At 68.4% G+C, this 12,098-nt stretch carries 15 protein-coding genes; 9 read left to right on the top strand and 6 right to left on the bottom strand.

Annotation, left to right across the window (positions count from 1 at the left end):
* Nucleotides 1-19: 19 nt before the first annotated feature.
* From kdsB to O5M90_RS26590, 5 genes are read right to left on the bottom strand one after another with little or no spacing between them, the layout of a single operon-like run.
* Nucleotides 20-772, bottom strand: coding sequence for a 3-deoxy-manno-octulosonate cytidylyltransferase (gene kdsB, locus O5M90_RS26570; protein ID WP_269840929.1), 753 nt, complete (start codon nucleotides 770-772; stop codon nucleotides 20-22).
* Complete coding sequence (locus tag O5M90_RS26575; RefSeq protein WP_137942217.1) at nucleotides 769-963, bottom strand: Trm112 family protein; 195 nt, start codon at nucleotides 961-963, stop codon at nucleotides 769-771. Before O5M90_RS26575 ends, kdsB begins: the two co-directional genes overlap by 4 nt.
* Before the next feature lie 8 nt (nucleotides 964-971).
* Nucleotides 972-1,985 carry a tetraacyldisaccharide 4'-kinase gene (gene lpxK, locus O5M90_RS26580; protein ID WP_269840928.1) on the bottom strand — a complete coding sequence of 338 codons (1,014 nt, stop codon included), beginning with the start codon at nucleotides 1,983-1,985 and terminating at the stop codon, nucleotides 972-974.
* A gap of 4 nt (nucleotides 1,986-1,989) precedes the next feature.
* Nucleotides 1,990-2,409 (bottom strand): ExbD/TolR family protein, encoded by a 420-nt coding sequence (locus tag O5M90_RS26585; protein WP_262968466.1) that lies wholly within the window; start codon nucleotides 2,407-2,409, stop codon nucleotides 1,990-1,992.
* A complete protein-coding gene (locus O5M90_RS26590) occupies nucleotides 2,406-3,059 on the bottom strand; it encodes a MotA/TolQ/ExbB proton channel family protein (RefSeq protein ID WP_269840927.1) in 654 nt (217 codons plus the stop codon). The genes O5M90_RS26585 and O5M90_RS26590 overlap by 4 nt, the downstream gene beginning before the upstream one ends.
* Before the next feature lie 351 nt (nucleotides 3,060-3,410).
* Between O5M90_RS26590 and xseA the strand changes: the two genes are divergently transcribed.
* The 3 genes from xseA to O5M90_RS26605 all read left to right on the top strand — a co-directional run bounded on the left by xseA (nucleotide 3,411) and on the right by O5M90_RS26605 (nucleotide 5,860).
* Nucleotides 3,411-4,706, top strand: a complete 1,296-nt coding sequence (gene xseA, locus O5M90_RS26595) for an exodeoxyribonuclease VII large subunit (RefSeq protein WP_269840926.1) — start codon at nucleotides 3,411-3,413, stop codon at nucleotides 4,704-4,706.
* A gap of 68 nt (nucleotides 4,707-4,774) precedes the next feature.
* A complete protein-coding gene (locus O5M90_RS26600; RefSeq protein ID WP_137942222.1) occupies nucleotides 4,775-5,356 on the top strand; it encodes a superoxide dismutase in 582 nt (193 codons plus the stop codon).
* 120 nt (nucleotides 5,357-5,476) lie between these two features.
* Nucleotides 5,477-5,860 carry a DUF3597 domain-containing protein gene (locus O5M90_RS26605; protein WP_262968462.1) on the top strand — a complete coding sequence of 128 codons (384 nt, stop codon included), beginning with the start codon at nucleotides 5,477-5,479 and terminating at the stop codon, nucleotides 5,858-5,860.
* Between the two features lie 33 nt (nucleotides 5,861-5,893).
* Here O5M90_RS26605 and O5M90_RS26610 read toward each other — a convergent pair whose 3' ends face one another.
* On the bottom strand, nucleotides 5,894-6,337 hold the full coding sequence (locus tag O5M90_RS26610; RefSeq protein ID WP_137942224.1) for a DUF192 domain-containing protein: 444 nt from the start codon (nucleotides 6,335-6,337) through the stop codon (nucleotides 5,894-5,896).
* A gap of 59 nt (nucleotides 6,338-6,396) precedes the next feature.
* Here O5M90_RS26610 and O5M90_RS26615 point away from each other — a divergent pair, with 59 nt between their 5' ends.
* The 6 genes from O5M90_RS26615 to ccoP are packed head-to-tail and all read left to right on the top strand — an operon-like array spanning nucleotide 6,397 to nucleotide 12,091.
* Nucleotides 6,397-8,667, top strand: a complete 2,271-nt coding sequence (locus tag O5M90_RS26615) for a heavy metal translocating P-type ATPase (RefSeq protein ID WP_269840925.1) — start codon at nucleotides 6,397-6,399, stop codon at nucleotides 8,665-8,667.
* Between the two features lie 16 nt (nucleotides 8,668-8,683).
* Nucleotides 8,684-8,917 carry a cbb3-type cytochrome oxidase assembly protein CcoS gene (gene ccoS, locus O5M90_RS26620; RefSeq protein ID WP_137942226.1) on the top strand — a complete coding sequence of 78 codons (234 nt, stop codon included), beginning with the start codon at nucleotides 8,684-8,686 and terminating at the stop codon, nucleotides 8,915-8,917.
* Nucleotides 8,910-10,370 (top strand): cytochrome-c oxidase, cbb3-type subunit I, encoded by a 1,461-nt coding sequence (gene ccoN, locus O5M90_RS26625; RefSeq protein WP_137942227.1) that lies wholly within the window; start codon nucleotides 8,910-8,912, stop codon nucleotides 10,368-10,370. Before ccoS ends, ccoN begins: the two co-directional genes overlap by 8 nt.
* A gap of 13 nt (nucleotides 10,371-10,383) precedes the next feature.
* A complete protein-coding gene (ccoO, locus tag O5M90_RS26630) occupies nucleotides 10,384-11,007 on the top strand; it encodes a cytochrome-c oxidase, cbb3-type subunit II (protein WP_137942228.1) in 624 nt (207 codons plus the stop codon).
* A 12-nt stretch (nucleotides 11,008-11,019) separates the two neighbouring features.
* Nucleotides 11,020-11,181, top strand: coding sequence for a cbb3-type cytochrome oxidase subunit 3 (locus O5M90_RS26635; protein ID WP_137942229.1), 162 nt, complete (start codon nucleotides 11,020-11,022; stop codon nucleotides 11,179-11,181).
* Complete coding sequence (gene ccoP, locus O5M90_RS26640) at nucleotides 11,171-12,091, top strand: cytochrome-c oxidase, cbb3-type subunit III (RefSeq protein ID WP_137942230.1); 921 nt, start codon at nucleotides 11,171-11,173, stop codon at nucleotides 12,089-12,091. The genes O5M90_RS26635 and ccoP overlap by 11 nt, the downstream gene beginning before the upstream one ends.
* The last annotated feature ends 7 nt before the right edge of the window (nucleotides 12,092-12,098 follow it).

Genomic DNA, 12,098 nt, shown 5'->3' on the forward strand with positions numbered 1-12,098 from the left:
CTTGTCACGCCCTTGTAACTCAGGCGCCGGCGGCAACCAGGGCGCGCACCCGCGCCAGATCCTCGGGCGTGTCGACACCCGGCCCCGGGCGCTCGGCGCTGATGTGCACCGCGATCCGTTCGCCATGCCAGAGCACGCGCAGCTGCTCCAGCGACTCGATCTGCTCCAGCGGGCTGGCCGCCAGGCCCGGGAAGCGGCGCAAAAAGCCGGCCTGGTAGGCGTACAGGCCGACATGGCGCAGCGCCGAGCCGGGCCTGGGGCCTGCCCCGTCGCGCCAGCAGGGGATCGGCGCGCGCGAGAAGTACAGCGCCGTGCCGCGCGCATCGGTCACCAGCTTGACCACATTCGGGTTGGCGAACTCGGCAGCGTCTTCCAGCGCATGAGCCACGGTGCTCATCACGCAGTCTGCGCGCTCGCGCAGCAGCGCGGCGCAGGCGTCGATCATGGCCGGCGCGATCAGCGGCTCGTCGCCCTGCACATTGACGACCAGATCGCTGCCGTCCAGCCCCAGCTGCTCGCAGGCTTCGGCCAGCCGGTCGCTGCCCGAGGTATGGTCGGCCCGGGTCAGCAGCGCACGCACGCCATGGGCCTGGCAGGCCGCCAGCACCTCGGGCGCGTCGCTTGCGACCACCACCGCTCGGGCCTGCGACAGCGCCGCGCGCTGCGCGACCCGCACAATCATCGGCAGGCCGCCGATATCGGCCAGCGGCTTGTTGGGCAGGCGGGTCGAGGCCAGCCGGGCCGGCACGATGACCGTGAAGCCCTCGCTCATTGCGGCGCGTCCAGCACCCGGGCCTCGCTCTCCAGCATCACCGGGATGCCGTCGCGCACCGGGAAGGCCAGGCGGTCGGCATGGCAGATCAGCTCGCGGTCGCTGCCCCGGCTGCCGTCGCCGCTGCGCTGATGCTCCAGAGGCCCTTTGCAAATCGGGCAGACCAGCATTTCCAGCAATCGGATGTCCATAGCTATCGTTATCTCGGCAGCGCCTGCAAGGCTTGCTGCAGCGCGCGCTCAAAGGAGTCGTCGGGCCTGAAGTCTAGCGCCACCACCCAGACCCGGGTGCGGCCCAGCCGCTCGGGCCGCAGCTTGACCGCGTCCTTCTCGGTCAGCAAGACCTCGACGGTGTCGGCCGGCCAGGGCAGCGTGCTGAAGTCGTGGTGGTCGGGCAGGGGCAGGGGCAGCACATCCAGGCCCTGGGCGCGCAGCATCGTGAAGAAGCGCTCCGGCTGCGCCAGGCCGGCAGCCGCCAGCACCGGGCGGCCGCGCAGGCCTTGCCAGGCCAGCGGATCGGCTGCTGCGCCCTGCCACCAGGCGGCCAGCTCCACCGCGCCGGCCAGCTGGCGCCGCGCCAGATGGCCGGGCAGCGCGGTGCTGGGCGCGCCGGCGTTGTACAGCACCAGGCTGGGCTCGGCGCTCATGGCCCGGCGCTGGCGCAGCGGCCCGGCCGGCAGCAGCCGGCCATTGCCCAGGCCGCGCTCGTCGAACACAAGCACGCTCAAGCGCCTCGGCAGCCGCCAGTGCTGCAGCCCGTCGTCGCTGATCAGCAGGCGCAGCTCGGGCTGCGCGGCCAGCAGCGCGCGCGCGGCGGCCACCCGGTCGCTGCCCACGGCCACCGGCGCGCCGCTGCGCAGATGGATCAGCAGCGGCTCGTCGCCGACCTCGGCAGCGGTGCTGGCGCGATCCACCAGCCGCAGCTCGTCGTTGTCGCGCCCATAGCCGCGCGAGATCACGCCGGCCGCAATGCCCTGGGCCTGCAGCAGCCGCAGCAAGGCCAGCGTCGTGGGGGTCTTGCCGGCTCCGCCGACGATCCAGTTGCCGACCACGATGACCGGCACCGGCAAGGCCTCGGCACGCCGCAGGCCGAGCCGGTAGAGCAGGGCGCGGATCTCGATCAGCAGCCCGTAGATCCAGCCCAGCGGGCGCAAGGCCTGGGCCAGCGGCCCGCCCTCTTGCCAGGCCCGCTGCAGGCGCTCGGCGAGGCTCATCGGGCTACTTCGCGGCGTCGCCCTGGGCGGCAAAGGTCAGGCGGTTGAGTCCGGCGCGGCGGGCCGCATCCATCACGTTGACCACGGCCTGGTGGGCCGCATTGGCATCGGCCGAGATGATGATCATGGTCTCGGGCTGGCCGGCGCTGGCCTGTTGCAGCGCGGCCGCCAGCAGCTCGGGCGTGCGGCCCTCGACGGCCTGGCGGTTGACTGCATAGCGGCCGTCGGCCGAAATGGCGACGATGATCTCGCGCGGCCGCTCCTGCAGCTTGTCGGCATTGGCCGTCGGCAGTGTGACCTGCAGCTCGGTGAAGCGGGAATAGGTGGTCGACAGCATCAGAAAGATCAGGATCACCAGCAGCACATCGATGAAGGCGATCAGATTGATCTCGGGCTCGTCGGCCTTGCGCTGGCGGAATTTCATGGGCCGCTGCGCACCACCGGCTGTGCCGGGCCGGCCTGGGTGAAGCGCGTCAGATGGTTCATGAAGCGTTCGCTGGCCTGCTCCAGCTCCAGCACATAGCCCTCGACCAGGCCACGGAAATAGCGATAGCACATCAGCGAGGGGATCGCGATGATCAGGCCGAAGGCGGTGTTGTAGAGCGCGATCGAGATGCCGTGGGCCAGCTGTGCGGGGTTGGCGCCGCTGGGGCTCTGGCTACCGAAGATCTCTATCATGCCGACCACCGTGCCCAGCAGGCCCAGCAGCGGCGCGGCCGTCGCGATCGTGCCCAGCGTGTTCAGATAGCGCTCGAGCTTGTGGATGGCCGACCGGCCGGCCAGCTCGAAGGTCTGGCGCAGCCTGGCGTCGGGGATGCGCGGATCGGCAATCACCGCGCGCAGCCCGCTGGCCAGCAACTGGCCCAGCACCGAGTTCTCGGCCAGCTTGTTGACGATCTCGGCGCTGGGCAGGTGCTGGTTGGTGACGCTGAGCACCTCATCGAGCAGGGTGGGCGGCGCGATGCGCGCGCTGCGCAGGCTGGTCAGCCGTTCGATGACCAGGGTCAGTGCCACGACGGAGCACAGGAGCAGGGGCCAGATCGGCCAGCCGGCGGCTTGTATGATCGAAAACAAAGGCGCTCCCTCTTGAGAAGACAGGGCCGACCGTCAACCGGCCCGCCGCGATGCGCGCGATTATGGCCCGAAGGCGGGCCGGCTTCGGCAGTCTCGGCGTCAGGTCTTGCCCGCAGATCCAAACAGTCCACTTTCGCTGTGGATAACTTTGTGGGCAAGCCGGCCCGGTGGCCCGCCGAGGCCCGAAAAATCAAGGGCTTGGATAAATTGCTCAATTTTTAGGCATGAAAAAACACTTGAAAAACAAGCGTTTATGCGCGTGTGTCAAATCTGTGACGCGCCGGATAGTCCGCCAGGCCCCATCCGGCGCGGCTGTGGAGTTCTACCCCCGCGCCAGCCTTGGGTTTGCGCATGATTGATGCCCTGCAAGCCGCACCACGCCGCATGGTCTGGGGGGTCGCGGCCCTGCTGCATGCGGTCTCCGATGCCTTGCAGACCCGCTTTGCGGTCTGTGTCGTGCAGGGCGAGATCTCGGGCTTCACGCGGGCGGCCAGCGGGCACTGCTATTTCAGCCTGAAGGACGCCGAGGGGCAGAGCGCGCTGCTGCGCTGTGCGATGTTCCGCCGCGCCACCGCGCTGCTGGACTTCGCGCCCGGCGACGGCCAGCTGGTCGAGCTGCGCGGCCGGCTGACCCTGTATGAGCCGCGCGGCGAGCTGCAGTTTGTCGTCGAGAGCATGCGCCGCGCCGGCGCCGGTGCGCTGTATGAGCAGTTCCTGCGCCTGAAGGCCCAGCTGGAGGCGCTGGGCTTTTTCGCGGCCGACCGCAAGCGCGCGCTGCCGGCCTTCCCGCGCCGCATCGGCGTGATCACCTCGACCGCCGGCGCCGCCCTGCACGATGTGCTGACGGCGCTGCGCCGCCGAGCGCCGCAGGTCGAGGTCATCGTCTACCCGAGCCCGGTGCAGGGCGCCGAGGCGCCGCCGGCCCTGGTGCAGGCCGTGCTGACGGCCAATGCGCGCGCCGAGGTCGATGTGCTGCTGCTGTGCCGTGGCGGCGGCTCGCTGGAAGACTTGTGGGCCTTCAATGACGAGCGGGTGGTGCGGGCGGTGGCCGAGTCGGGCCTGCCGGTGGTCTGCGGCGTCGGCCACGAGACCGATGTGACCCTGTGCGATCTGGCTGCCGACCTGCGCGCCCCCACCCCCACCGCTGCCGCCGAGCTGGCCGCACCGGCCCAGGCTGGCGAGCTGGCCCGGCTGCAGGCGCTGGCGGGCGCGCTGATGCGCCGCATGGACCAGCGCCTGGACGCCGCCGCCCAGCGCCTGGACCGCGCGGCGCTGCGCCTGGCCCGGCCGACCGAGGCCTTGCAGCAGCAGCATCGCCGCCTGGCCCTGCTGGCCCAGCGCTGGGGTCAGGCCTTGCCCCGGACGGTGGAGCGGCAGACCCAGTCGCTGGATCGCCTGCAGGAGCGTCGCGGCCGGGCGGCCGAGACCCTGCTGCAGCGCCATGCCGCGCGGCTGGACAGCCTGCAGGCACGGCTGCAGGCGCTGGACCCCAAGCGCGTGCTGTCGCGCGGCTACGCCTGGCTGGACGACGGCCAGGGGCGGGCGCTGAGCTCGGTGCATCAACTCGAGCCGCAGACCCAGGTGCATGCGGTGCTGGCCGACGGCGAGGCGCAGCTGCAGGTACTCGCCACAAAGCCAAGGGCATAGCCAAGCTGCCTACAATGACGGCCGGACTGAAATCATCCACCCGAACGATTGATTGAAGAGGAGTTGATATGGAACACACCCTGCCCGCCTTGCCCTATGCCAAGGACGCCCTGGCCCCGCACTACAGCGCCGAGACGCTGGAGTTCCACCACGGCAAGCATCACAACGCCTATGTGGTGAACCTGAACAATCTGCAAAAGGGCACCGAGTTCGAGACCAAGACCCTGGAAGAGATCATCAAGACCTCCAGCGGCGGCATCTACAACAACGCGGCCCAGATCTGGAACCACACCTTCTTCTGGAACTGCATGAAGCCCCAGGGCGGTGGTGCACCGAGCGGCGCGCTGGCCGATGCGATCAATGCCAAGTGGGGCAGCCTGGACGCCTTCAAGGAAGCCTTCACGAAGAGCGCGGTCGGCAACTTCGGTTCCGGCTGGACCTGGCTGGTCAAGAAGGCCGATGGTTCGGTGGACATCGTCAACACCGGTGCTGCAGGCACGCCGCTGACCACGGCCGACAAGGCGCTGCTGACCGTCGACGTGTGGGAACATGCCTACTACATTGACTACCGCAATCTGCGTCCCAAGTTCGTCGAGGCCTTCCTGAACCATCTGGTCAACTGGGAATTCGCGCAGGCCAATTACGCCTGAGCGTCACTGCCTTTGCGCATGAGCCGGTCTTGTACCGGCTTTTTTCATGTCCGGGTCAGGTCTTGCCTGTAGGATGGGTTGTCATCGCGAGGGTCGCGGTGTCTCTACAGGGAGATGGCGATGGGACTGTTCAGCAAGATTCTCGACAAGCTCGGTTTCGGCTCGGCTGCAGCCGAGCCGGCCGCCCCGGCCCCCGCCGCGCCGGCAACAGCCCCGGCCGCGCCGGTCGCCCCGGTGGCGATCTCGGCGGTGGATGTGGTGGCCCAGCTCGAAGCGCTGGCCGCCAAGAACCCGGAAAAACTCAACTGGAAGCTCTCCATCGTCGACCTGATGAAGCTGCTGGGCTTGGACAGCAGCCTGGCCGCGCGCAAGGAGCTGGCCACCGAGCTGGCTTGCCCGGCCGACAAGATGGGCGACTCGGCCCAGATGAATATGTGGCTGCACAAGACCGTGCTGCAAAAGCTGGCCGACAACGGCGGCAACATTCCCAAAGAGCTGCTCTGACGGCCAGCCCGGCCCCGGGGCCGGGCTTGGGGCTTACTGCCAGGGCTTGCCCTTGAGCTTGGTGCCGGCCTTGATGCCGCGCTTGGCGAACCAGCCCTGGTTCATCTCCAGCGCATAGCGCACCGGCCTGGCCGAGCAGTGCGAGGCCTCGGACATGGCCTGCATCTCGGCGATATTGACGATGCTGCCGTCATCGGCAACGAAGGCGATCGAGAGCGGCAGCAAGGTGTTCTTCATCCAGAAGCACTGCACGCCGGCTTCCTCGAAGACAAAGAGCATGCCGGCATTGGTGGGCATGCTGGGCCTGTGCATCAGGCCGATGGCGCGCTGCTCCTGAGTCTGGGCCACCTCGGCCTGGATCAGGTGCATGCCCGCGGTCAGCGGGGTGACCGGCAATTGCTGAGGCTTGTCCTGCGCCTGGGCCAGGCCCAGGGCGAGAACCAGTAGGAGAGTTGCGCTTGTCTTGATATAAGTCATGTCGAGGAAGGCCAGTTCTTCCTAGATTATGGGCTGACAAGAGGCACACCCGCCGACCCATGAGCGCATCGACCCTGACCGAATCCCTGCCCGCCGGCTTTGCCCGGCCGGCATCCGGCGTGGAGGTGATCGATCAGCGCGAGGCCCAGGCCGCTTTCACCGAATGGGCCGGCGAGCACAGTGCCACCTCGCAACTGCGGTTGGCCGGCATGCATTGCGCCGCCTGTGCCGGCATCATCGAGCGCGCCTTGCTGGCCGAGCCCGGGGTGCTGAGCGCCGAGGTCCATGCGGCGGCCGAGCGGCTGCAGCTGCGCTGGAATCCGCAGCAGGTGCGGCTGAGCCAGCTGCTGCGCGCGGTGGCCCGGGCCGGCTACGAGGCCCAGCCCGATGTCGCCGCGCCGGCACGGCTGCTGCGCCAGCGCGAGCAGCGCCGCGCGCTGTGGCGTCTGTTCGTCGCCGGCTTTCTGATGATGCAGGTGATGATGCTGGCCTGGCCCATCTATGTGGCCGCGCCCGGCGAGATGAGTGCCGATCTGCAGCGCCTTTTGAACTGGGGCGCCTGGGTGCTGAGTCTGCCGGTGCTGCTGTTTTCGGCCGGCCCCTTCTTCCGCAGCGCCTGGCAGCAGCTGCGCCAGCGCCGCCTGGGCATGGATGTGCCGGTGAGCCTGGGCATTGCCGTGACCTTTGTGGCCAGCAGCGGCGCCACCTTCGATCCCAGCGGGCCGTTCGGCCACGAGGTCTATTTCGACTCGCTGACGATGTTCGTCTGCTTTTTGCTGGCCGGTCGCTGGCTGGAGCTGCGCGCCCGCCACCGCGTCGCCGAGGAGCTGGAACGGGCCACGGCCGGCCTGCCGGACTGGGTCGAGCGCATCGAGCCCGATGGCAGCAGCTGCCGGGTCGGCCCGGCCCAGCTGCGCGTGGGCGATCTGCTGCGTGTCGCGGCCGGCCAGGCCTTTGCCGCCGACGGCCGCATCGAGCAGGGCCGCAGCGAGGCCGATGAGGCGCTGCTGAGCGGCGAGTCGCGGCCGGTGCCCAAGGCGGTGGGCGACGAGGTCGTGGCCGGCAGCCTCAATCTGAGCGGCTCGCTGCTCGTGCGGGTCCTGCGCGTCGGCGCCGACACCCGCTTCGACGCCATCGTGCGCCTGATGCGCAAGGCCTTGACCCAGCGCCCGGCCGAGCTGCGCCTGGCCGATCGGGTGGCCGGCCCGTTTTTATGGACGGTGCTGGCGCTGGCGGCCGGCGCGGCCCTGGTCTGGAGCCAGATCGATCCGCAGCGCGCCGTCTGGGTGGCGGTCTCGGTGCTGATCGTCACCTGCCCTTGCGCGCTATCGCTGGCCGCGCCCTCGGCCTGGCTGGCCGCCGCAGCCGCGCTGGCGCGGCGCGGCATGCTGCTGGCGCGGCTGGACATGCTGGAGCGGCTGGCCCTGGTCGACACCGTGGTGCTGGACAAGACCGGCACCTTGACCGAGGAAGGCATGGCCTTGCTGCAGCGCTGGCCGGCCGAGCCCGGCGCGCTGCTCGCCGAGGCCGCCGCGCTGGCCCAGCATTCCCAACATGTGTTCGCGCGTGCGCTGGTGGCGGCGGCCACTGCGGCGCCGACTGGCTGGCGCGATGTGCAGGAGTTGCCGGGGCGCGGCCTGCAGGCTCTGGACGCCGAGGGGCAGGTGTGGCGCCTCGGCGCGCCCGCCTGGGTGATGGAGGGTCGGGTGGCCGAGGGTCAGGTCTTGCCGAATGACTCAGCCCTGCCCGAGGCCCAGCTGTGCTTCGGCCGGCCCGGCGAGGCTGTGCTGCTGCTGCAGTTCGGCGAGGTCTTGCGCGCCGATGCCCGCGAGGCGGTCGCGCGGCTGCACGCGCAGGGCCTGCAGACCTTGCTGCTGTCTGGCGATGCGCCCGAGCGCGCGGCGGCGATGGCGGCGCGGGCCGGCATCACGGCGGTGCAGGGCGGCGCCAGCCCCGAGGACAAGCTGGCGGCGGTGGCGCGGCTGCAGGCCGAGGGCCGGCGCGTGTTGATGCTGGGCGATGGCATCAACGATGCGCCGGTGCTGGCGCGTGCCGATGTCAGTCTGGCGATGGGGCAGGGCGCGCTGATCGCACGCGCGCAGGCCGATGGCGTGCTGCTGTCGGGCCGGCTGGTCGATGTGGCGCTGGCCCGCGCGCTGGCGCTGCGCACCCGCCGCGTGATCCGGCAGAACCTGGGCTGGGCGGCACTCTACAACGCCATCTGCATTCCGCTGGCACTGGCCGGCCTGCTGCCGCCCTGGGCGGCGGGCCTGGGCATGGCGGCCAGCTCGCTGCTGGTGGTGATGAACGCCTACCGCCTGAAATGCTGACGAGGCAAGCCACGCGATGGACATTCTTTATCTCTTGATCCCGATGTCGGTGCTGCTGGTGCTGGGCATCGTCGGCCTGTTCGGCTGGGCGATCAATAACGGGCAATTGGACGATCTGGAACGCGAAGGCGAACGGATCTTCGAGGGGGAAGCGGCCGGGGTTGATGGCGATCAAGCCTCCCGAGCGCTGGCGGGCAGACAATTTTCTGCATCTGAGGAAGACAGGAGCGAGAAGCATGTCAATGGCTAGTGTTTCGCAGCCGGCCGCGCCGGCGAGGGCTGCCGGATTGCCCCATTACGAAGACGGTGTGGTGCGGGCGTTCGCGCTGGCCGCCGTGCTGTGGGGGGTGGTGGGCATGCTGGTGGGCGTCATCATCGCCGCGCAGCTGGCCTGGCCGGAGCTGAACTTCGGCATCTCATGGCTCAGCTATGGCCGCTTGCGGCCGTTGCACACCAATGCGGTGATCTTTGCCTTCGGCGGCTGCGCGCTGTTCGCGACCGCCTATCACGTGGTGCAGCGCACCGGCCAGACGCGCTTGTTCGCGCCGGGTCTGGCCTGGTTGACCTTCTGGGGCTGGCAACTGGTGATCGTCGCGGCCGCCGTGACCCTGCCGTTGGGCCTGACCAGTGGCAAGGAATATGCGGAGCTGGAATGGCCGATCGACATCCTGATCACCGTGGTCTGGGTCAGCTACGCGGTCGTGTTCTTCGGCACGGTGGGCACGCGCAAGGTGCGCCACATCTATGTGGCGAACTGGTTCTTCGGCGCCTTCATCATCGCGGTGGCCTTGCTGCACCTGGTCAACAGCGCGGCGATACCGGTCAGCTGGACCAAGAGCTACTCGGCTTATGCCGGCGTGCAGGACGCGATGGTGCAGTGGTGGTATGGCCATAACGCGGTGGGCTTCTTCCTGACCGCCGGTTTTCTCGGGATGATGTACTACTACATCCCCAAGCAGGCCGGCCGGCCGGTCTACAGCTACCGCCTGTCCATCGTCCACTTCTGGGCGCTGATCTTCACCTATATGTGGGCGGGCCCGCACCATCTGCACTACACGGCGCTGCCGGACTGGGCGCAGAGCGTGGGCATGGTGTTCTCGCTGGTGCTGCTGGCGCCCAGCTGGGGCGGCATGATCAACGGCATCATGACCCTCAGCGGGGCCTGGCACAAGCTGCGCGATGACCCGATCCTGAAGTTCCTGATCGTCTCGCTGAGCTTTTACGGCATGTCGACCTTCGAGGGTCCGATGATGTCGATCAAGACGGTCAATGCGCTGTCCCACTACACCGACTGGACCGTCGGCCATGTGCACAGCGGCGCTTTGGGCTGGGTCGGTCTGATCTCGATGGGCTCGCTGTACCACCTGATCCCGCGCATGTACGGCCGCACCGAGATGTTCAGCAAGCGCGCGATCGAGCTGCACTTCTGGGTCGCGACCCTGGGCATCGTGCTCTATATCGCCGCGATGTGGATCGCCGGCGTGATGCAGGGCCTGATGTGGCGCGCGGTCAACCCGGACGGCACCCTGGTCTACACCTTTGTCGAGAGCGTCAAGGCCACCTATCCCTTCTATGTGATCCGTCTGCTGGGTGGCCTGCTGTACCTGGGCGGCATGCTGATCATGGCCTGGAATGTGGTGATGACGGTGCGTGCCGGGCGACCCGAACCGGTTCGCATCCCCGCCGTGGTGGCGCATGCCTGAGGGAGCAAACACAATGGCTGACAACAACAAACCCGTCGCCGGTCACGAGAAGATCGAGACCAACAACTTCCTGATGATCGTGCTGGTGCTGCTGACCGTGCTGGTCGGCGGCGTCGTCGAGATCGTGCCGCTGTTCTTCCAGCGCTCGACCACCGAGGCCGCACCGGGACTCAAGCCCTATACCGCGCTGCAGCTGGCCGGCCGCGACATCTATGTGCGCGAGGGCTGCTACAACTGCCACTCGCAGATGATCCGGCCCTTCCGCGCCGAGACGTTGCGCTACGGCCACTACTCGACCGCCGGCGAGTTCGTCTACGACCGGCCGTTCCAGTGGGGCAGCAAGCGCACCGGGCCGGACCTGCACCGCGTGGGTGGCAAGTACAACGACGAGTGGCACCGCATCCACCTGATCAATCCGCGCGATCTGGTACCTGAGTCGAACATGCCGGCCTACCCCTGGCTGGCCACCGCGACGGTCGATCCGGCCGAGATGCCGGGCAAGCTGAAGGCGCTGCGCCTGCTCGGCGCACCGTACAGCGATGCCGAGATTGCCGGCGCGGCCGAGGCTGTCAAGGGCCGCACCGAGATGGACGCCGTGATCGCCTATCTGCAGGTGCTGGGCACCGCCGTCAAGTAAAGGAGAAGGCGCATGGATATCAACACCCTGAGAAGCGCGGTGACCCTGCTGCTGCTGCTGATGTTCCTGGCCATCGTGGCCTGGGTCTACAGCCGAAAGCGCGACCAGCGCACCTTTGACGAGATCGCCGAGCTGCCGCTGCAAGGCGAGATGGGAGAGCCCAATGACAAGTGATTTCTTCTCCAACGGCTGGTCCATCTTCGTGGCCGCGAGCACGATCGCGGGCCTGCTGCTGTGCCTGTTCCTGCTGATCATCGCCAGCCGCCGCAAGGTGATGGCCAATGACAACAGCACCGGCCATGTTTGGGACGAGGACCTGAAGGAGCTCAACAACCCGCTGCCGCGCTGGTGGATGGGCTTGTTCGTGCTGACCGTGCTGTTCTCCGGCATCTATCTGGCCCTCTACCCGGGCCTGGGCAGCGCGGCCGGCACGCTGAAGTGGAGCAGCACCGGCCAGTACGAGGCCGAGCAGGCCAAGGCGCGCACCGCGCTGGCGGCGGTCTACGCCCCGTTCAACGCGATGCCGGTTGAGGAACTGGCCAAGAACGGCCAGGCCATGGGCATCGGCGAGCGCCTGTTCGCCAACAACTGCGCCGGCTGCCATGGCTCCGACGCCAAGGGCAGCAAGGGCTTTCCGAACCTGACCGATGGCGATTGGCTCTATGGCGACAAGCACGAGACCCTGATCGAGACCATCAGCAAGGGCCGCAACGGCGTGATGCCGCCGATGGCGGCGGCGTTGGGCAAGCCCGAGGACGTGCGCAATGTGGCCAACTATGTGCTGAGCCTGTCGGGCAGCGCGCACAACTCGATCGCGGCCCAGTTGGGGCGCAGCAAGTTCGGCGTCTGCGCGGCCTGCCACGGCATGGACGGCAAGGGCAACCAGGCCCTCGGTGCCCCCAATCTGACCGACAAGATCTGGCTGCACGGCTGGGGTGAGGACGCCATCGTCGCCATCATCAACAACGGCAAGAACAATATGATGCCGGCCCATGGCGAGCGGCTCAGCCCCGAGCAGGTCCGCGTGCTCGCCGCCTATGTCTGGGGCCTGTCGCGTTCGTCCACTGCGGTGGCGGCCAAGTAAGCGATCC

The organism is Paucibacter sp. M5-1 (assembly GCF_027498415.2).
Lineage (GTDB): Bacteria > Pseudomonadota > Gammaproteobacteria > Burkholderiales > Burkholderiaceae_C > Roseateles_E.